The sequence below is a fragment of the Methylobacterium sp. SyP6R genome, assembly GCF_019216885.1.
GTDB lineage: Bacteria > Pseudomonadota > Alphaproteobacteria > Rhizobiales > Beijerinckiaceae > Methylobacterium.
Genome location: NZ_JAAQRC020000001.1, coordinates 5,904,356 through 5,924,213, shown reverse-complemented (window position 1 = coordinate 5,924,213; position 19,858 = coordinate 5,904,356). Strand labels below are relative to the sequence as shown.

Annotated in this window: 18 protein-coding genes and 1 pseudogene; 12 read left to right on the top strand and 7 right to left on the bottom strand. The window is 64.7% G+C overall.

Going from position 1 to position 19,858, the window contains the following annotated elements; translation table 11 throughout:
* The first annotated feature begins 305 nt into the window (after positions 1 to 305).
* Genes HBB12_RS27215 through HBB12_RS27205 form a run of 3 tightly spaced genes read left to right on the top strand, consistent with a single transcriptional unit; the run spans position 306 to position 2,064 of the window.
* A complete protein-coding gene (locus tag HBB12_RS27215) occupies positions 306 to 638 on the top strand; it encodes a hypothetical protein (RefSeq protein WP_236992220.1) in 333 nt (110 codons plus the stop codon).
* Positions 635 to 1,051 carry an EamA family transporter gene (locus HBB12_RS27210; protein ID WP_236992219.1) on the top strand — a complete coding sequence of 139 codons (417 nt, stop codon included), beginning with the start codon at positions 635 to 637 and terminating at the stop codon, positions 1,049 to 1,051. The genes HBB12_RS27215 and HBB12_RS27210 overlap by 4 nt, the downstream gene beginning before the upstream one ends.
* Positions 1,048 to 2,064: a protein NO VEIN domain-containing protein gene (locus tag HBB12_RS27205; RefSeq protein WP_236992218.1), complete on the top strand. Its 1,017-nt coding sequence runs from the start codon at positions 1,048 to 1,050 to the stop codon at positions 2,062 to 2,064. Before HBB12_RS27210 ends, HBB12_RS27205 begins: the two co-directional genes overlap by 4 nt.
* A 98-nt stretch (positions 2,065 to 2,162) precedes the next feature.
* Here the strand turns inward: HBB12_RS27205 and HBB12_RS27200 are convergent, their stop codons facing one another.
* Together HBB12_RS27200 and HBB12_RS27195 are read right to left on the bottom strand one after the other, a co-directional pair.
* Positions 2,163 to 2,789 (bottom strand): recombinase family protein, encoded by a 627-nt coding sequence (locus tag HBB12_RS27200; RefSeq protein WP_236992217.1) that lies wholly within the window; start codon positions 2,787 to 2,789, stop codon positions 2,163 to 2,165.
* Between the two features lie 250 nt (positions 2,790 to 3,039).
* On the bottom strand, positions 3,040 to 4,068 hold the full coding sequence (locus HBB12_RS27195; protein ID WP_236992216.1) for a hypothetical protein: 1,029 nt from the start codon (positions 4,066 to 4,068) through the stop codon (positions 3,040 to 3,042).
* 103 nt (positions 4,069 to 4,171) lie between these two features.
* Here HBB12_RS27195 and HBB12_RS27190 point away from each other — a divergent pair, with 103 nt between their 5' ends.
* The 3 genes from HBB12_RS27190 (at position 4,172) to HBB12_RS27180 (ending at position 5,667) form a co-directional block, all read left to right on the top strand.
* Positions 4,172 to 4,450 (top strand): hypothetical protein, encoded by a 279-nt coding sequence (locus HBB12_RS27190; protein WP_236992215.1) that lies wholly within the window; start codon positions 4,172 to 4,174, stop codon positions 4,448 to 4,450.
* Between the two features lie 364 nt (positions 4,451 to 4,814).
* A complete protein-coding gene (locus tag HBB12_RS27185) occupies positions 4,815 to 5,372 on the top strand; it encodes a hypothetical protein (RefSeq protein WP_236992214.1) in 558 nt (185 codons plus the stop codon).
* Between the two features lies 1 nt (position 5,373).
* Positions 5,374 to 5,667, top strand: coding sequence for a hypothetical protein (locus HBB12_RS27180; RefSeq protein ID WP_236992213.1), 294 nt, complete (start codon positions 5,374 to 5,376; stop codon positions 5,665 to 5,667).
* A 623-nt stretch (positions 5,668 to 6,290) separates the two neighbouring features.
* Here the strand turns inward: HBB12_RS27180 and HBB12_RS27175 are convergent.
* Positions 6,291 to 7,781 carry a VapE domain-containing protein gene (locus HBB12_RS27175; RefSeq protein ID WP_236992212.1) on the bottom strand — a complete coding sequence of 497 codons (1,491 nt, stop codon included), beginning with the start codon at positions 7,779 to 7,781 and terminating at the stop codon, positions 6,291 to 6,293.
* A gap of 107 nt (positions 7,782 to 7,888) precedes the next feature.
* The gene (locus HBB12_RS27170) at positions 7,889 to 9,034 is read right to left on the bottom strand and encodes a hypothetical protein (protein WP_236992211.1); all 1,146 of its coding nucleotides are present in this window, start codon (positions 9,032 to 9,034) and stop codon (positions 7,889 to 7,891) included.
* Positions 9,035 to 9,443: 409 nt separating this feature from the next.
* Between HBB12_RS27170 and HBB12_RS27165 the strand changes: the two are divergent.
* From HBB12_RS27165 to HBB12_RS27140, 6 genes and pseudogenes are all read left to right on the top strand, one after another.
* Positions 9,444 to 9,617 (top strand): annotated as a pseudogene (locus tag HBB12_RS27165) (YjbQ family protein); the annotation flags it as partial.
* Between the two features lie 642 nt (positions 9,618 to 10,259).
* Positions 10,260 to 10,520 carry a hypothetical protein gene (locus HBB12_RS27160; protein WP_236992210.1) on the top strand — a complete coding sequence of 87 codons (261 nt, stop codon included), beginning with the start codon at positions 10,260 to 10,262 and terminating at the stop codon, positions 10,518 to 10,520.
* A 184-nt stretch (positions 10,521 to 10,704) separates the two neighbouring features.
* On the top strand, positions 10,705 to 11,370 hold the full coding sequence (locus tag HBB12_RS27155; protein ID WP_236992914.1) for a response regulator: 666 nt from the start codon (positions 10,705 to 10,707) through the stop codon (positions 11,368 to 11,370).
* 502 nt (positions 11,371 to 11,872) lie between these two features.
* Entirely contained in the window at positions 11,873 to 12,451 is a 579-nt protein-coding gene (locus HBB12_RS27150; RefSeq protein WP_236992209.1) for a hypothetical protein, read from the top strand.
* Positions 12,452 to 12,480: 29 nt separating this feature from the next.
* Positions 12,481 to 13,149, top strand: coding sequence for a hypothetical protein (locus HBB12_RS27145; protein WP_236992208.1), 669 nt, complete (start codon positions 12,481 to 12,483; stop codon positions 13,147 to 13,149).
* Between the two features lie 23 nt (positions 13,150 to 13,172).
* The gene (locus HBB12_RS27140) at positions 13,173 to 14,255 is read left to right on the top strand and encodes a hypothetical protein (RefSeq protein ID WP_236992207.1); all 1,083 of its coding nucleotides are present in this window, start codon (positions 13,173 to 13,175) and stop codon (positions 14,253 to 14,255) included.
* Between the two features lie 121 nt (positions 14,256 to 14,376).
* On the opposite strand, the gene HBB12_RS27135 is transcribed toward HBB12_RS27140, so the two are convergent.
* The 3 genes from HBB12_RS27135 to ptsP form a co-directional block, all read right to left on the bottom strand.
* Positions 14,377 to 16,101 (bottom strand): PTS fructose transporter subunit IIC, encoded by a 1,725-nt coding sequence (locus HBB12_RS27135; RefSeq protein ID WP_236992206.1) that lies wholly within the window; start codon positions 16,099 to 16,101, stop codon positions 14,377 to 14,379.
* Positions 16,102 to 16,323: 222 nt separating this feature from the next.
* Positions 16,324 to 17,265: a 1-phosphofructokinase gene (pfkB, locus tag HBB12_RS27130; RefSeq protein WP_236992205.1), complete on the bottom strand. Its 942-nt coding sequence runs from the start codon at positions 17,263 to 17,265 to the stop codon at positions 16,324 to 16,326.
* The gene (gene ptsP, locus HBB12_RS27125) at positions 17,262 to 19,805 is read right to left on the bottom strand and encodes a phosphoenolpyruvate--protein phosphotransferase (RefSeq protein WP_236992204.1); all 2,544 of its coding nucleotides are present in this window, start codon (positions 19,803 to 19,805) and stop codon (positions 17,262 to 17,264) included. The genes pfkB and ptsP overlap by 4 nt, the downstream gene beginning before the upstream one ends.
* Positions 19,806 to 19,858: the final 53 nt, after the last annotated feature.

Genomic DNA, 19,858 nt, shown 5'->3' with positions numbered 1-19,858 from the left:
TCTCTGATGTCGCCCTAGTGCATCGACGTCGAAGATTGCACCACGTGCTCGCTCGCTAACCGCCTAACATTACGAGCGAATTCGTATCACACGCTGTGCCTTTTGAATGCGTCAGTGCACTAGTATGTGGCGCGGCGGCCTACGCAGGTTCCGGCTTCCTGATCCAGGCGCTGCCGCTGCCGCTGCCGCACCTGGGGCTACTTCGCTCTGGAGTTGATCACGCTTACCGCGCGGGCCCATCCGTTCCCCATCGCGAGGCCGCGCGCAGCACCATCGCCACGCCGTGGTGGGATCTTCTCGCACGAATGACGGTCGCAACGACCCTGGTCCTGCCCCTCACCGCCGCCGCCGCAATCGTCGCGGCGAAGACGGCGGGCGTATCTGCCAGCCTCCCGGTGTTCGGCGCGATCTTGGCGATCTTCGCCCGCCGGATGCGTGGGTCCGTCATGGCGACGCAGGCGCTGCGCGGTATAGTATTTGCCCTCGACGGCTTCGCCACGTTCTTCTTCGTCCTTGGCCTGCTGCTGGTGCCCCTCGGTCTCCTGCCCGCCTTCATCGCCGCACTCGCCAGCATATTGCTTGTGCGGACCGAGGCGCTCAAGCTTATCCGCCGGACCGCGGAAGCGGGGATCGCATGACATACGATGCGCTTTCGATCGAGCGGCCCCGTGTTGCCCTCTTCGTGTCGCGCGGGGAGTCCGTGCGCAGCCTCATGGCGATGCTGGTGCCCGCCCTGACGTGGGGCTTGTCGATCCCGGTGACGAAGCTCAGCTTCGTGACCGTTCCCCCGTTGACGCTGACCGCGACGCGGTTCGCCGTTGCCGTGGTGCTGTTGTTCCTCTTCACTCTGGGTCAACACCAGCCTCGGCTTCGGGCCTTGCCTCCTGCGGCAGGGCTGGGGGTGCTAGGCATCGGCGTGGGTCATATCGCCCAGGCGTTCGGCTTCGCGGACACGGCGACGTCGGTCGGCACCTTCATATCTGCGACGATCCCGGTCTTCATCGTGGATTCGCCGCGCACCGTCTCAAGCAGCGGCCGGAAAATACCATGACCTCAGAACCAATGGTCTTCATCAATATCGGATGGATGAAGGACTATGCTGGCCCATCGGTCAGTGATACGCCAGTAGGTGGCCATGGTTATCTCAAGGACGGCAACATAGGGCACGAGGTGTTTAACTTCGCCTTTCTAGATGGTAAAGTCTATGGCTACGTCCCTCGTTCCGCTCGAATCAATCTTAAGAACCTGGGCGGTTCATCGTCCGACGAGTTCGTAACCCCGGTCACCGTCGTCTGGATTGCCCGGAATCCCAGCGACAAGAAGACGTATGTAGTCGGCTGGTACAGGAGCGCTTCTGTATTCAGAGATAACAACCATATCAAATTGAAGCGTGGTAAGAATTTTCACGTTAACTATCAGATCGAGGCCCCGGCGGACAAAGCTACTCTACTGCCCATCGACCAACGCTTATTCAGAATTCCTACTACGAAGGAAGAAGGTAATTTGGGACAGAGCCCGGTGTGGTACGGTGGAAAAGAAGAATTCCGCTCATCAGTAGCTGCCTATGTCGCCGCGGATGGTGGGTTCGCCGAGAAGCCGAAGGCCGGATCGAAGGAAGCCAATCACCAAACTGATCCGGAGTTGCGCAAGCGGATCGAGCTTGCTGCGGTTCGGCATGCCACCGCCTACTATCGGTCAAGAGCAGGCGGCTCCCAGGTCGTCGAGTCCGTCGAGAAGGATGGCGTCGGATGGGATTTGAACGTTACGGCTCCGACCGGTGCTGTGCTAAAGGTCGAGGTGAAGGGGCTGAGCGGACGGAACCTTGTGGTCGAACTAACGCCCAACGAATTTGCGAAAATGAGGAGCACGGAACACCGAACGCAGTATATCATCTACGTGGTCACAGAGGCTCTGACGTCTGAAGCTCGGAGCCACGTCTTCAGGCACAATGCGGAGGCTAGCAAGGGCGGCGACCTCGTGTGGGCAACAGCCGATGGTCGGCAGCTTAAGATTGAGCGGATCGTAGCGGCAAGGCTCTCGGCTCGCTACGAAACAATAACTTGAAATCTACGGCAGAAGCAGGATGGTCCGCAAAGGGTGAAGGGGCACGGCTGCTCTCCATCCCGCGCTGTCACGGCGGAGCAATCCCCGGGACCCAACACTTACACCGGAGCGTCGCCCCGGGTCCTGGCAGCGATCTTCGCCACCGTCGCTCGGCTGCACCCGATTCCAGTCTGAATCCGCGTCCATGACATTCCACGATCGAGCATGTCGGCGATGACGGCGTTCCGCTTGATGTCCTCCGGGCGACCCTTGTAGCGGCCCTCAGCCTTCGCCTTGGCCTGTCCTTGCTCCTGCCTACGGCGGCGGTCCTCGTAGTCCTTGTGCGCCACGGCGGCGAGCACATCCAGCATCATTCCATTGACCGCCTCGAACATGCGTAGCGTGAAGGGGTCCGTGTTGGTGGTCGCCATCATCCACGAGGTAGGCAGATCCAGGGCGACCACGCGGATTCGGCGAGTCCCGATCTCGCCCTTCAGCCTGTCCCAATCTCCCGCAGTGAGACGGGAGAGCCGGTCCACTTGCTCGACCAACAACACGTCGCCCGGGTGCGCGTCCCCAAGGAGCCGGAACAGTTCGGGCCGGGCCAGCGACGATCCGCTCGCCACCTCCGTGTACCAACACGCCACCGCGAGCCCACGTTCGCCCGCGAACGCCTCAAGCGAAGTCCTGGCACGCAGCGCGTTCTGTTGGGACGTGGAGGCCCGCAGGTAAGCACGGACGAACATCAAAGAGCCCATCGGTTCATTTTGAATGGTTCATATGATACCAGTCTGTTTTAGATGGTCAATACGATTTTCTAGACCAACCAAGCATGTGGTTTACAAAAGGCATACTCAAACCAGACACGGTACCGAGCACTTGTCACTGTAGTGCAAGTTTTCTACGATGAAATCATATATAAAAGTTTTTGGTAATTAAATCGCGCTTGGCGTGCGATTATTGTTCGCGCATAGATGTGATATACATTTCCCTAATTCAAAGTCCCATTGAAGACTCAATAGCTTTAGCTGCGATGTTTACGCCTATTTTTTGCGCAATATCCAAGGACCAACGGCCGGCTTTTCCCAATGCTTCCGACATTCCAATCGCATCTTTTTTGGAAGCCGCAGTCTCTGCTATGGCAACGAAGCCAATCGCTGCATCATGCTCCGCGTCGTCAGACGCTTCCTTCATCGCTTTTCGCAGCTTTGCAAGTTCCGATTTTAAAGCGGAAAAATCGTCAATCGAATATGATATATTTTGGGCCGCGTTTACATCTCGCGCTTTCGCATTATCAGCTAGAATTACACCCTGTCCGACATTGTAATTTTTCGACATGTCTCTGCTCCAACTTTTGAATGTGACAGACCTATCATCATTATATATGGTAGGGCGAACTACGCCGTCGCTCATCAACTCCAAGAGTCCCGGCAGTCCACTCAATCCAAGAACCTGATTAGTGAAATCACTTAAAATTCGCAATTCTTTTTTCAGAGAAGTGACGTGATCAGAAGCCTCACGAGTCAGCCTTTGGAGCAAATACGGATCACTTCCATTTATATTATCAAGATTGTATTCTATTTGTCTCACCGCCGATTCGATTAGATAGATGATGCGCGACTCTCGCTCGTTAAGAAGCCCTAACAAACCGTATGATCTGCTATCTAACTGCAAATACCGATGAAAATGTGTATCATAATATTCGCGTAAGTGGGCCAATCGGCTACAAATTTCCTCGGCATCTCGATAATGACTTCTGTTTAATATATTCTTTACATCTCTCCGCAGGCTATCCAGCCGATCATGGCGAACTGTTTCTGGTGTGAGCATTTTCACCTCGATGAAAATAATCAGTATCTCTCGAAACGCCTGTTCTACTACATGGGATACTTTGGTCAGAAATGATAAAAAGGCCGTTCTGCTAATATCTCTATGACGATACTCATCATGGTCAGAGTTTGCAAGATCGCTCGCTAAGGAGGTAATATCATTGACAATACCTTGAAGTCCCAGGTCGGATTTCATCGCAACAACCCTAAGCTTGAGCTAGAATGTCAACATTCCCATGTTGGCGGAAATTTTCCGAATGGTAAACGGCTAATAAGGCACGAAACGGCATGCCTGATTCATGGCTTTGACGCAGGCCGACGAGTTCAAGGCCGCGGGCTTCAATGTCTACCTGATCGACATGGGTACCGAGCCGGTGACGACCAACGGCATGTCGCGCGTGTTTTCGGCCTCCATCAGCCCCAACGTCAGAACCGCCGGTGCTTGGGCACTTCAGGTGGTGTTTCGTGGCACTGATTCGCCGGTCGCTCCCTGCCCCCGCCGCCGCCACTCTCTATCCTCGCCGCCCGAATCGCTCTCTACCTTGAGTCCTGAGCATCGGCCTCGGATTTCGAATTGAGCGAGGGGGAGGCGAGCGAGCAGCGAAGCTGTAAGATCGTCGAGTCCTGAGCACATCTCGCTTACCTGGAAATGCGAGGCCATTGACGCGAAGACTCCGTTAGTCTCGAACTGAGCGGACGCGAAGTTCGTTGTCTCCCATTGAGCGCCAGCGAAAATGGGTCTATTCTCATTGTATATACAACATTGTTTTCTTTTTCTTAGAAGAAGAGACTTAAACAATCAGAATGAATTTGCTTCCGTAAGTTCGCGCATGTATTCTATGAATATCAATTGTACTAAGTGAGGTTTTCGTGTCAATCAAGAAGGCGAAGAAGTTGGGAGAGGCGGGAAGGGGGCCTTTGCCTCCGTGTCCGAGCAAGGACGTGATTCAGGCCATGCAGTTTCAGTTTTTTGATAACGGGGAGAATCCGGGTCGGGGGAAATCTCAGCACACGATGATGTTGGAGGTGTATTGTGAGGGTCGGCTGAATCTGTATCGGCCGTACTGGAAGCGGGTGGTGCAGTTGATCTCGCCGAAGCAGGTGCTGACGTGGGCGCATGAGAAACTGGCCGATGGTTATCTGACGGCTGGTCAACACACGTTCTACGTTCAGATGCACATGGTGGCTGAGAGGCTGACCGCTGATCCGGACATGGCGTGGGTCAAGATGGGCCATATCGAGGATCGGCGGTCGCATGTGCGGTACCCGGCGCAGTTTACCTTGGTCTCTCGTGAGTTGTCGGGGCCAATGCAGTGCCACGTGGTGCTGAACGGTAGTGTGATCTCGGCCGAACGGTTCCTGCACGATCAGCGGTCGGAAAAGGGCACCGGCCGGCGCAAGGCGTTCGGTTGGTACGACCCGTCGAATCTGTACGACCTCGCCAAGAAGGAAGCCGCTATGAAGGCTGAAGCGGATGCTCGTGCGTGCGCGGGGGGATAGAGTGATCAGCGAGATCGAACTGGAGGCGCTGACCGACTACATCACCGAGCTTGAGGCCAGGGTCGATTTCCTGACTCGTGAGCGGATTCTCTTCAAGGAGGGGCGTGAGGCCCTTGAGCGGTCCACACAAGCCGAAGATCCCCTCAGGGCGGTTCCTGAGGGGATGGGAATCGGGGCATCTAGTCAGATGGTCTGCCTGACCCATGCGGCGGCTCTGGCTCACAGCGTCCGGTCGGACTGGTTCAGGCCGACGCTGCGCAAGGGTTCGAAGAAGCCGGGTGGCGAAGGACTGTGAGCCCAACGTCCCGCCCCATTCCATGCGGAGCATGAGTCTATCCTGCGGGACCACGTCGCCGACGACGAACCGGCGCTGGCTCAGCCGGTCGGGCTGCCACGTCGCCACCTCGTCTTGCCCTTGCCGAAGATGGACGTCAGCCATTGGCTGAAGGCATCCGAGAGCCACAGGCTGACGCCGGGCCGGGGTTGTGGGCCGGAGCATTTTGGGTAGTGCGCGGGCTGATCTCCAGCCCTAAGGGAGGGCGTGGTCCTAGGTCTGGGTCTCGGCGTGTTCCGGATCTGTGATCGGCGTGGGGGGATCGACCCGCCGTGTGGTGGATCTGGAGGCGAGGGTGAAAAAATGGGTTTAGTGGGTGGGAACTCACACTCCTATAGCTCTCCCTCTCTCCTTCTTTTCCAGAAGTTTGTGTAGAAACCCACTAAACCCATTAAAATAGAGAAAGATGCTGAGTTACGAAGGGGTTAGCGAAAGTGGGTGACCCACTGTGCACCCACCGGACCCACCCGCCAAACCGATTCTTGGCCCACGATTGGTGTGTGGCGTAAGGCGCACTGATGCAAAAAAGCCACTCCACGGCGGGTGGAGTGGCTTTCGGGAGTGGGTTTTCGGCGGGTGGCCCACTACTCGGTGGCGTTCTCCACCGTCCGGCGGGTGACGATGTCCACCACCTTCGAACGGCTCGGGTAGTCGTCCTGCGGGCGCTTGAGGCGGAACCGCCACCCCTTGTGGCTGCCGTCCGCCCCGCGCACGACCTCGGCGTCCACGCCAAGCTCGGGGCGCTCCTTGGCGATCCGGCGCAGTTCCTCGGCGAGGCGCTTAGCGGACCAGTGTTTGGCTTGGCCGGGTGCGGTCTCGTTCATGTAATGGCTGAAGCTCTCCTTGTACCAGTCCGCCGCCTGCTTCTTACGCCCGTAGGTGATGGTGGTGCTCTCGGAAGCGAGCCAGTCCTCGACCGGCGAGGTGAAGCGCTGCTCCTCCTGAGCGAGGGCCATCAGTTCCTTGGCCTCGGTGCTCTCGTGCTGGGGCGAGACGGCTTTCTCATCCACGGCCCGCCACATCGCCAGGAAATCGAAGTTGACGATCTCGTGCTGGGGCACGGGCCGCACTTCGATCTGGTAAAAGCGCCGGCTACCCGTCGAATCCTGAATGTTGTGCTCGATCGACCGGTTGGACGCCCCGATGAAGGTGGTGACCAGGGTGCGCGACCCGCCGATCCCGTACGCCTGCCTCATCATTTGGGTCGATTCCATCATGGTGCGCTTCAGGTCCGCGACCTCGGCCTTCTGGATGCCGGCCATTTCATCGAAAACCATGACGGGCATGACGGAGAGTTGGTAGTTGAGGCTGCGGTCCGAGTTCTGCGACACGATCGAGAAGGAGGCCCCGGCCTTCATGCAGCGCTCGTCGAGCCATGCGCACAGGGCATCGATGGCGGTGGACTTCCCCGCCCCCTGAGGGCCGTAGAAGATCGGCATGAGGTGGCTCTTGTGCTGCCACCACAACTGGCCCTTGGGGTGCGAGATTCCGGCGGCAGCCGCGAGGTGGCACTTCACCCGATGCATGAAAGCGCGCAGCGCGATCATCGCGGCCTTGATGTTGCGCTCGTGCCGCACCGGGTCCTCGTCGGGCGCGATGATGGTCTCGACGAAGTGGCGCAGTTTCGCGTGGTCGGCGTCCTCGCCGTCGTACTTCACGAACTCGTGGGCATCCGCGAGGAGGCGGATGCGTTCTTCGTCCATCCAGTTCAGGAGTGCGCCCTTGAGCGATTCGCTGTCGAAGAGCTTGATCGTTGGGTGCGCGTTCCACGAGCGCAGCTTGCGCCAGACGTAATCGGTATCGACCGTCTGCGGACCGCGCACGAACTTCCCGTCGAAGGTCATGCTGTAGCCGTGCTTCGTCAGCCACAGCGGGATCAGTTCGTGGTCGTAATAGGGGTAACCGCCGAGTTCGGCAGTGACGCGGCTTTTGCGCACTTGCCGCGCGGCCTCAAAGTCCCTGGCCTCGGTGTGCTCGCACAGGGCCGTCCACAGGTCGGCCCAATCCGCCCCGGACGCCATGCGAGCCCCGTCCGCGAGCACGAGGAGGTCGGCCACTTCGAGTTTGTCGATCATGACACCCTTCTGAAGTGCATTGATGCGAGCGAGTGCCTTTCGGAACTCGAATGTAGAATCAGTCACGACAATAATTCCTTCTTGATACAAATCAAGCCACCCTCCCGTCAAAACTTGTTGGAGAGGGATCGAAGTTTATTCTGAACAAGCCTGTCTCGATCCGAAGTGTTCGGGTGAGTATTACTAAACGATTGCGAGCCACGGAAGCGCAAGACACTCTTCACGTCGCGTTCCATTTTAGCTTTCCCGTACTTGCTATCACAATAAAAGCCCCACTCAGCGTCCAACTCCCGCTGGATAGAGCGCAACTCTCCGAACGAGAGCGAGTAATTGGTCTTCACGTAAACTTTCGTGAGGACGGAGAGGAGGGTCTGGCTGTGCGATCCTCCTTTGGAAAGCCCGTAGAGGTCCGAGAACCAGCGCGGGTTGAACACCGCCGGATTACGAATCGAGATGTCCTGGCGGATTGAGGCGTCGCGCGATGCTTCGAGAGCGGCCTTCGCCTCCTCCGGGGTGAGGGGGCGGGCCGGCGCGGCGCTCGTGGGGTGGATGAGCGCCTTGGTGTCGCCGTCGAGAGATTCGTAGAGGCCCAGCGCCCCATCAACGTCGAGGCTCAGACCCTCCGTCCACGCCGTGATCACCCCGCCGTGAGGAGGCCCGTACAGGAAGTCGCCGGGATCGTAGATTGAGAGGTCCGCCTGCCGCCGGAACACCTCATGGAACACGAGCGCGATCTGGCGGGCTTCGTCGTAGCTCATCGGCCGCGAGATCGGGGTGATGAAGCGGATCTTGTGCTTGCCCGCCTCCTTCCGGAGGTGGGAGTACGAGGTGTAGACGAGGTGCGAGAGGCCGAGCGCCGTCAGGGCCTCGACCACGTCCTCGACCGTCACCCACTCACCCTCGCCATCGTTGTCGATGTCGCCGTAGAGGAGCGTAATCCGGCCGGTCGAGGCTGATCCGACCCGCCACGTCCCCCATTTCGGCGTGGCATCCGGTCGCGACTTCGACGTCCAGTAGCCGGCCTCGAACGCCACCGGCGTCCAGCCGTAGGATTCGACCTTCGACGCCTGAGGGGAGGGGTAGACCATCTCGGCCTGGAATCCGCGCACGAAGCCCTGGAAGTCCTCGTACGAGCGCGTCGCGTCGATCTTCGCCTGATGCAGAGTCGGACCCTGCTTGCTGGCGAAGATAGTCTTGAGAACAGAGACGACGGGCAGGCAGAAGGAGTGAGAGGTGAGCGGGTCAATCTTCAAGACATCCGCCAGAAGCGTCGTATTAACGCGCGCGTCGGGTCGCGATGTCGATATTATTCTCGGCACTAGTCCTCGACCTTTACCCTGTGGCGAGGCCAAGCACCATCGTCCGCCGGTCTATTGACCTTCGGGGGCGGCTGAGGCATGTAGGGGGAGCAACAGACCCCTATTATGCCTCAACAACGAGAGCCCCAGCCGGCAAGCTGGGGCTTTTCGTTATGGTCGCGTGTCTTCGCGTTCCACGATTTCTCAGCCGGGCGCGGGGCCCGACGCGAGCGCGAACGCTGACGCGAACGACGGCATCCCGTCAACGCCCCTTTTCGGAAAGCGCAGATAGGTCAGGGACTTGCGGGATTCATTTTCCGTTTATGGTCGGTCGTGGTCTGGTCTTTGCAATCGGTACGATAGCGAGGGGCCGGACGACATGCCGGCCCATATCCGCACCATGCTCACCGATGCGGCGCTGACGATTCCGCTGGTCGAGGGCGGGCTGGCGCTCGGCACCTGGCAGGGGATCTACCTGATCGAGCATCGCGACCGGCCGCATCGGCGCGAGATCGTGCTGCACCTCGTCGGCACCTGACCGGCGGAAGACGGTCGAGGGTTGGGTCACGGGCCGGATGATACGAAATCCGGAAGATCACTTCCGGATTTCGTATCATCAGCCCGCGCGGCGCCTGAGCGAAGTCGCTTTCCGCATCGCGAAGCGATCAATCGGAAAGCGTATGACGCATCCGGTTCGCGGATGCGCCGCTGCGCCGCGTCGGGGCCCGGCACCGACCGGGAAATATCGCATCCTCGCCGACCGCTCCCGTGCGGTCGGCGCGAGCGGTGCGGGGACCGCCCGGATCGTGTCCCGCGCCGGTGTCAGCCCGCTCGGTCGAATCCGCCGCCGCCACGTCTTTCCCCTGTGCATGTCCCGCGACGGCGGGTCGACCGCACGTGGTCGGCCTCTTCCTGTCCCGCACAATCCTGTGTGCGATGCACACGATCCGCGCGACGATACTCGCAAGAGTGCCCACTGATCGATCGATGATCTGAAGTTCGTGGTGCGTCTTCTATGCCGTATCGACGCCAGAAACCGCTAAAATCATCGACCGCCCGCCGTTATCGACAATCGAAATCGGCCGATCCCCATGTCTTATATTTCATGTTGCGGTGCAAAAGATTTTATGATTATTTAATAGAAAGCATCGATTTGACCTGCATCGCAGTGAGATCAGCCATGAAGTATTTTGCAATTTCTCTCCTCGCCCTCAGCGCTTGGCCGGCGAATGCGCAGGATCGTTCCGCTGCCGTCACCGTCTTCCCGCCCATCATGCGCGAGATGGCCCGCGACACCGCGGCCGTGCGGCCCCAGGCGGAGCTGACCACGACGCCGCAGCCGGTCCCGGCCGCTCGTCGGCGGACCGCGCCCCAGCCCGAACTCATCGCGCGGGGCTATGTCGAGCCGGCCGCGGCCGCCCTCACCGGCGCGCTCGACTGATCCCGGTACGCGGCATTCGGCGGGGCCCGCCCCGCCGCCGTCCCGTCCTAAGCACTCCGCCGGCCGCGTTGCCGGCGTGGAGAACGCACAGCCTCCGGTTTCAAGCCCGCCAAAAAAAGCTATAGAGACAAAAGAAGTAGGCCGAGAGGCGCCAAGGAGCGCGCGTGCCGTGGCGGGGAGTGCGTTGGGTTCCGAGACCACCATCGTCGTCGCGGACGACCACCCGCTCTTTCGCGGTGCCCTGCGCGGCGCCGTGACGGCGATCCTGCCCGGCGCCCGGATCCTCGAGGCGAGCGGGCTCGAACCGCTGACCAGGATCCTCGATGACGAGCCCGAGATCGACCTCGTGCTCCTCGATCTGACGATGCCGGGGGTGCAGGGCTTCTCCGGCCTGATCTATCTGCGGGCGCAGCACCCGGCGATCCCCGTGGTGATCGTCTCGGCCAACGAGGACCCGGTGGTGATCCGCCGCGCCCTCGATTTCGGCGCCGCCGGCTTCATCCCGAAATCCCTCGAGGTCGACCGCATCGGCGAAGCGATCGGCCAGGTGCTCGCCGGCGGCCACTGGTCGCCGCCCGACATCGAATTGTCGGCCTCCGAGGACAAGGAGACGGCCGACCTGATGCGCCGCCTCGGCACCCTGACGCCGCAGCAGGTGCGGGTGCTGATGATGCTCTCGGAAGGCCTGCTCAACAAGCAGATCGCCTACGAGCTCGGCGTCTCGGAGGCGACCGTCAAAGCCCACGTCTCGGCGATCCTGCAGAAGCTCGGTGTCGAGAGCCGCACTCAGGCGGTGATCGTCTCCTCGCGCATCGGCGCGACGCTGAAGCCCCCGGCCGGGGTGGAGTAGGCGCCCCACGAGGCCCGCAGGATCGGCTCCTCGTTCTCCCGCCGTTCCTGCCCGGGGGGCGCGCGGCACGGCGTAGGGCGTGCCCGCCAACCCGAACACCGCCCTGGTGTCGGCGGTGGCGCGCGTCCGGCGGACCGGGAACGGCACCCGGGGGGCGGCTGTCGTCGATCCCTGTACGGCGACGATCCGAGACGAAGCCGGCTTCACGAAACGGTCGCCGCCCCGGCGCTCCGCCGTCTCCCGGTGCGCCGGGCCGAACCCGGCCCGGCTCACGGCGCCGTGGGGGGCGAAGGTGCAACGCCCGGTGAAGATTTCATTCCTACCGATACCCGAAGTCGTCCGCGCCCGCACCTCCTTTCATTGCACAAATATGAAAATAGCAAAATTTTGTTGGTCTTCCGTTCGTAATTATTTCGAAATCTCTCGATCTTAGAAACGGGTCGGCGCAGGTGATGGCGTCGCATGGTTGAATAGTTTGTAATTTATACGATGAGGTCGATCGATGTTGTTCGCAACGCCCCTGGTTCGAGAACAGGTCAAGCTCGATCCGCGATATGCCGACGCCGAGACGATCACGAACGACGACCTGGCGAAGATCGCTCTCGAACGGCGCGGCCTGCGCGACCTCGAATTGATGCGCCACGTCAATGCCATGCTCGGCGAGCTGGGCGACGGTGCGATCGCGTTCCGCCTCTATAATGCCAGCGACGAGCGGCTCTGGCTTCACCGCGACAGCTATACGGGGGAGGCGTCGATCGCGAAGTATCCACCCGACTACATCATCGATCCCGGCCAGTGGAGCGTCGTCATCGCCAAGGGTATTCATTCCCCCAGCGGTGTCGTTTTCGGCAAGTTGGTGATCGCATACCGCGGCGGAGATTCGGGTCTGATCACGCATTGGCTGTGCCCCGCCGGCGAATGCGCGGTCGCGATGGCGAGACAGGGCGAGGTCCCGGCCAAACCGCAGCCGAGGGCGATCTCTCAGGACGGCCGGGTGGCGGCGATCACGCGTGGATACCTCGGTGATACCATCGTGGTCGATGGGCTGTACACGACAAAGACGCAATATCCTTTTGTCTGATCCATAATCGATCAATTGGGAGACGACACATGATCCTCGGCCCGGCCGTAACCTCCGCCACGTTGAAGACCGATGCGCGCACTCGCGATGCGGCAGCGACCGCGACGCTCCTGTCCTCCTACGCCCTGGAGCAGCGGGCCTCGACCGACTTCGAGGTCATGAAGGTCGTCAACGGGATGAAGGACGAATACAAGTCCGGCGCATCCACCCTGCTGCGCGTGTTCAATGCCTCGGGCGGACGGCTGTTCCTGCGCTCCGACGTGCATTGGTACGGCAAGGTCTGGAAGTATCCGCTCGATCTGGTGATCGAGAACGGGCAATGGTCCGTCGCCCTCGTCGTCCACGCGAAGTCGCTCCAAGGCGTCGCCGGCGGCCTCGTGTACCGGACCGAACAGGTCCCGACCGACATCTTCTGCGGCTGGGACGTCCCGTTCTGGGATGGGCCGTTCTCGTCGAGTCACAAGAACACGGTCTTCACCGAGATCCGCAAGCCCGGGCATTACGACGGCGAGACCAATCTCGGCATCATGCGCGACCTGACCAATGGCGGCAAGGCGACCGCGCGGGCCGAACGCACCGGCAAGGCCGGCGAACGGCAATACGAGGTCGAGCACGATTACGCGGCGGTGGTGCTGACGGCGGCCGGGACGAGTCCCGTGACCGACATCATCATCGGCCGCTCCGATACCCTGCAATAGGCGCCCCCATGATAGGCGCCCCCATGAGCGTGACGGCCTCGCCCGAGCCCGACCTCCGCCTGCTGGTCGGCATCACCCGGGATCGCGAGCGGGTTCTGCTGCTGAGCGGCCATCTCGCGCCCGGCGATTGCCTGCGCGTGGGGCGACAGATCGACGAGGGGGCGAGCGAGGCGTTCGGCCTCCTGAGAGACCTCGACGGCCGGCGCGACACGGGGTCGTCCGCCCCGTCGCGGGCCATCGCGGACGACGTCCTGCGCTACGCCAAGGGGAGCCTCCGCTCCGCGGTCGGGGGCATCTCGAACTTCCAGGCGAGGCGGGAATACATCCAGGCGATCCGCGAGAACGCGACGTTCTTCCTCGATCGGGTCCAGCATCAGGGCAAGGATGTCGAGGCGATCACGAGCCTCGCGGTCGAGGCGATCGCGATGCGCGAGATCACCCGCGAGATGGCCTTCTGGCACAATGCCGGCAGGACGGCCGAGATCAACCGGCAGGTCGGCAAGATCGGCAAGTCCTTCCTGTCGCCGGTGGTCAAGCGCAAGGATCTCGCGCGCTTCGTGGCCGAGGTGAGCAACGGTCGCCCGTACGAGGCGATGACCGACGGCGAGAAGATCGACGTCCTCAAGCAGGTGATCGACCGGTCGGGGAAGGCCGGCACGTTCGGCACGGCCGTGAAGACGCTGCAGGGCGTCGTCCGCCCGGCCCAGCTGGCCTTGACGGTGGTGCTGATCGCGCAGGATGCGAGCGAGGCCTGGGATCCGACGCGGACCGTCGCGGTCGGGGCCGCCCGGCTCGGTCTCGGCGTCGCGGCGGCCTGGGCCGGCGAGACCGTGGGTCTCGCGCTGGTCGGCGCGCTCGCCCTCGGCCCGGTCGGGGGCGCCCTCGTCCTCCTGGGCACGGGCTACCTGGCCGGGAAGGTCCTCAACGATTTCGTCGCCGACGCCCTCGACGGCGTCCTCGAGGAGCTGAATCCCCGCATCCCGGCCGAGCTGCGGCTTCCGGACTGGACGCCGGAGAGCTTCAGCGTGAGCCTCTGCGCCGAGATGCCGTCGGTCTCGATGAGCGCGCCCGTGGTGACGCGGCTGACGGTCGGGGAAACGGCGTGAGGCCGCGCCGCGGCCTCGTTCGATCACCCCCGCCCGCATCGTCGCCGCTACGAGACGACCGTCCAGGGCCGTCCCTCTCCTCGTGACGACGAGCTGAGCGGCCGTGGAGGGAGACGGCCGTTCAGGCCGTCCGCTTCTTCGACACGCCGACCAGCACGGCGGTGATCGCCGTGCCGGCGGCCAGCGCCGCCACGGCGCCCAGCACCGGGGTGATGGCGTTCGGGATCGGCAGCACGAACAGGCCGCCATGGGGGACGCGGAGTTCCACCCCGAGAGTCATCGAGATCGCGCCCGCCACCGCCGAGCCCGCCACCAGGGCCGGGATCACCCGCAGGGGATCGGCGGCCGCGAAGGGAATGGCGCCCTCGGTGATGAAGGCGGCGCCCAGAACCGCCGCGGCGGTGCCGGCCTCGCGCTCCTGCGCGCTGAACCGGCCCGGGAAGAGCCGGGTGGCCAGCGCGATGCCGAGCGGCGGGGTCATGCCGGCGAGCATCACCGCGGCCATCGGGGTGTAGATGCCCGAGGAGATGAGCGCCGCGGAGGAGGCATAGGCCGCCTTGTTGATCGGTCCGCCCATGTCGACCGCCATCATGCCGCCGAGGATGAGACCGAGCAGCAGCGCGCTCGCGCCCTGCATGCCCTTGAGCCAGCCGGTGAGCGCCGCGAGGAGTGCCGCCACCGGCAAGCCGACGACGTAGACCATCAGGAGGCCGGTCACGAGCGTGCCGATCAGCGGCAGGATCAGGACGGGCTTCAAGCCCTCGAGGTTCTTCGGCAGGCGGATGGAGCGGCTGAGGAACGAGACGGTGTAGCCGGCGATGAAGCCCGCCACGATGCCGCCGAGGAAGCCCGCATTGAGGTTGGCCGCCAGCATGCCGCCGATCATGCCCGGCGCGATGCCGGGCCGGTCGGCGATCGAGAAGGCGATATATCCGGCGAGCGCGGGCACGATCAGCGCGAAGGCCGCCTTGGCGCCGATCTCGCCGAGCGCGTAGCCCAAGCTGCCCTTGTTGGCCGCCGACATCGCGTCGATGCCCCCGAACGCGAAGGCGAGCGCGATCAGGAGGCCGCCCGCCACCACGAAGGGCAGCATGAACGACACGCCGGTCATCAGGTGCTTGTAGGCGCCGGCCTTCGTCTCGGCGGCGGCCGGGCGTGCGGCATCGGATTCGGCGGCCGCGGCGCCCTGCAATTCGGCGTCCTTGAGGGCGGTGGCGATCAGGCCCTTGCCGTCGCGGATCGCCGCCTTGGTGGTGGTGGCGTAGACCCGCTTGCCGAAAAAGCGCGAGCGGTCGACCCCGGTATCGGCGGCGATGAGCACGATGTCGGCCGCCGCGATCTCTTCCGGAGTCAGCGCGTCACGAGCGCCGACCGAGCCCTGCGTCTCGACCCGCACGGCGTGGCCGAGCGCCTGGGCGGCGGCCTGGATGCCTTCGGCCGCCATGAAGGTGTGGGCGATGCCCGTCGGGCAGGAGGTGATGGCGACGATGCGCTTGCGCCCCCCCGTCTCGGGGGCGGTCCCGGAAACCTTCTGCCCGAGCCCCTTGCCGGGGAGCGCCCGGTCGATCACCCCGTCGACGTCGGCGAGCACGTCCTCGATCGCGACCTTGGCACGGTGCAAGGCCCCGAAGCGGCCCTCGCCGAGATCGCCGGTGCCGACGAGGAGCACCGCGTCGGCGTCCCGGATCGCGCCCTCGCTCAAGGGCGCGCCGGTCGCGCCGCGGCCGCGCAGTTCGAGGTCCAGCCGCTGGTTGCGCCGCCCCGCCGCCCGGCGCAGGGCCTCGGCCGCCAGCACCGCATGGGTGCTGAGATCGCCGCCTCCGACGACGGCCACCAAGTGGGTCATGGGGTGTTCCTCCTGGGGTATTGTGGGTGCCGGCTGAATTCGGGCTTCGCGGGATTGGATCGCTGTTCAGATCGTCCCACACACGACCTCATCCTGAGGTGCGAGTGAAACGAGCCTCGAAGGAGGGTTCCAGTCATCTCCGAGCGAACTGGAGCCCTCCTTCGAGGCTCACTCCGTTCGCACCTCAGGATGAGGTCGTGTGTGGGATGGTCCTTGTTTGTTTTACGCTGTCAGGACGCGTACCTCGATCGCCCTGGCGATCGCCTCGACTGCCTCGCGCCCCGGCAGGTGGGCCCCGGCCCGGGTCAGCTTGCCGGCCGCGAAGGCCAGCGCCAGGCGGGCGGTATCGGCAAGGCTCAGATCGGCCACGAGCCCGGCCACGAGCCCCGCCACCAGGGCGTCGCCGGCCCCGACGGTGCTCGCGACCTCGATCGCCGGAGCGAGCGCGTGCAGGGCCTCCCGCTCACGCACGAACACCGCGCCCTCGGCCCCGAGCGAGACCGCCACCAGGGGAATGCCGCGCCGCACGAGGCCGCGCGCCGCCTCGACCACGTCGGCGAGGGTGGGCAGCGGCCGGCCGGCCCATTCCTCCAGCTCGTGCCGGTTCGGCTTGACCCCATCGGGCAGGGTCCCGGCCGCCAGCGCCGCGGCGAGCGGCGGCCCGGAGGCGTCGAGCAGCACCCGGGCGCCTCGCGCCTTCAGCTCTGCGGTCAGCTCGGCGTAGAGGCCGGTCTCGGCCCCCGCCGGCAGGCTGCCGGCGAGCACCGCCAGGGTGTCAGGGCCGGCAGCCTCGGCCAGCACGGCGCGGACCGCCCGCAGGGTCGCGGGGTCCAGGGTCAGGCCCGGCAGGTTCACGTCGGTGGTGCCGGCGGGATCGACGAGCTTCAGATTGATGCGGGTCTCGCCCGCCACGCCGACGCAGCGATCTTCGATGCCCTTGGCGGCAAACAGCGCCTCGAAGGCGGCGGCGTTGCCGGCGCCGAGCACGCCGGCCGCCGTGACGGGCACGCCCCAATCGGCGAGGCAGCTCGCCACGTTGATGCCCTTGCCGCCGGCATCGTCCCGCACCGCGCGGGCGCGGTGGACCTCGCCCGGCGTGAGCCGGTCGAGGGTGACGGTCCGGTCGATCGCCGGGTTGAGGGTGAGGGTGAGGACGCGGGTCACGACCGCGCCTCCCGGTCGAGGGCCCGCACCGACGCCGCGTCGGGCTGGGCGCAGGCCTCGTCGGCGAGCGCCTTCAGCTCGGCGAGCGAGGCGGCGCGCAGGCGCGCCTTCACGGCCGGCAGGTCGCGCGGCGTCATCGAGAGTTCGTGGACGCCGAGGCCCGCGAGCAGCCCCGCCCCGAACGGATCGCCGGCGATGCCGCCGCAGACCCCGACGAAGCGGCCGTGCTTGCCTGCCCCCTCGCAGGTCATCCGTACCAGGCGCAGGACCGCCGGGTGGAGCGAATCGGCTTGCCGAGCCAGCTCGGTGTTCTGGCGATCGATGGCGAGCGCGTATTGCGTCAGGTCGTTGGTGCCGATCGAGAAGAAGTCGCAATGGGCCGCCAGCGCGTCGGCCTGGATCGCCGCGGCCGGCACCTCGATCATGATGCCGAGCGGCACGCTCGGTGCGCCGATCTCGGTCCGGATCCGCTCGCAGGCCTCGCGCAGGGCCAGCACCTCGGGCACCGAGGTGATCATCGGGAACATGATCGAGAGCGGCGCGTCCTTGCCCCTCGGCGCGTCGGCCGGCACGCAATCCTTCGCGGCGCGGTAGAGGGCGCGCAGCTGCGGCTCCATCAGGTCGGGCCGGCGCAGCAGCAGGCGGGCGCCGCGCACGCCGAGGAACGGGTTCTCCTCCTTCGGCAGGGCGAGGTGGGGCACCTGCTTGTCGCCGCCGATATCGAGGGCGCGCACGATCAGCGGGCGGCCCTGGAGCGCCTCCAGCATCGCTCGGTAGGTGGCGTACTGGTCGTCCTCGTCCGGGGTGTCGCCGCGCTCCAGGAACAGGAACTCGGTGCGCATCAGTCCGACGCCCTCGGCGCCCTGCGACAGGGCGAAGGGCACCTGGTCGGGCGTGTTGACGTTGGCGCCGACGGCGAGGTCGTGCCCGTCGCGGGTGCGGGCCGGCAGGCCGCGCTCGCGCGCCTCCGCCTCCTGCGTCGCCCGTAAGGCGTCGCGCCACGCTTGCGCCGAGGCGAGATCACGCTCGCTCGGATCGACGTAGAGCCGCCCGGTCGTGCCGTCGAGGATCGCCGTCCTGCCGGCGGGGAGGGCGAGCAGGCCGGGGCCACCCGCCACCACCGAGGGGATGCCCAGCGTCCGCGCGAGGATCGCCGTGTGGGAGGTCGGCCCGCCTTGCGCGGTGGCGAGCCCGAGCACCCGGGCGGGGTCGAGCCCGGCGGTGTCGGAGGGCGCGAGATCGGGGCTGAGCAGGATGCAGGGCCGGTCCGGCAGGGCGTGGCCGGCCTGGAGCGCGGGATCGATCTGCGCCAGCACCCGGCGGCCGACATCGCGCAGATCCGCCGCCCGGGCGGCGAGAACCGGGTTGCCGAGAGCCGAGAGCTGGCCGGCCATCCGCTCCACCGCCCGGTGCCAGGCGAAGGCGACGCCGTGGCCCTCGACCATCAGCTGGCAGGCGAGGGTGATCAGGTCGGTGTCGGCGATGAGGTCGGCTTGCGCCTTGAAGATCCCGGCATCGGTTTGGCCGAGGCGCCGGCCGGTATCGTCGGCGAGCGCCTTGAGCTGCGCCGCCGTGCTCTCCAGCGCGGCGTGCAGCCGGTCGCCGCCGCTCGTCAGCGGCTCGGGCTCGTCCGGCACCGCGACCTCGGTGGGGCCGAGGACGTGGATCGGCCCGATCGCGAGGCCGGGGCTCGCGCCGATACCGGGGATCACCTGGCACGGATCGGCCGGGTTCCAGCCCGCCACCGGGGCGGCGTCCTTCGCGGCGGCTTCCGCGGCGCGAGCCGCCGCCGCCTTCTCGCCGGCCGAGAGGCCGGTGACCACGGCCTTGAGCCGGGCCAAAGCCGCCGGGGCGTCGTCGCCATCGGCCGAGATCACCGCCTCGTCGCCGGCCCGCAGGCCGAGCTGGAGCAGCGCGATCAGGTTCTTGGCATCCGCCACCTCGGCGCCGTGGCGGACCTGGATCCGGGCGGGGCTGGCCCGGGCCGCCTCGACCCAGGCCGAGGCCGGACGGGCATGCAGGCCGGTCGGGTAGTCGACGGTCCAGGCGAAGCTCTGGCCCAGGTCGGCGGCGGGGCCGGCGCTGCCCGAGACCGCGGTATCCTCGGAGAGCGCCGCGGCGATCTCGGCCGGATCGCCCGTGATGCGCAGGCGCTCGAGCCGGGCCTCGTCCTGGATCAGGCGGGTCAGGCGGCGCAGGATCGTGATGTGGGTGTCGGATTGCGCGGCGATCGCCACCACCAGATGGGCGTCCTGGCCGTCGTGCCAGGCGACGCCGTCCGGCACCTGGAGCACGGCGAGCCCGCTCTCGCGCACTAGCGCCCGGTCGTCGACCATGCCGTGCGGGATCACCACGCCGTGGCCGAGATAGGTGTTCGCGACGCCCTCGCGGCGCAGCATGCTGGCCTCGTAGGCCGGGTCGATGCAGCCGGCGGCGACGAGGAGCTGGGCCGCCTCGCGGATCGCCGCCTCCTTGGTCGACGGCGCGGCGGCGGTGCGGATCAGGACGCGCGGCGTCAGCGGCGGTGTCGGCGCGAGCATGGCGGGCTTCCTCCCAGGAGGCGATCGAGTTTTCCTTGTCGCTTATGAAAACG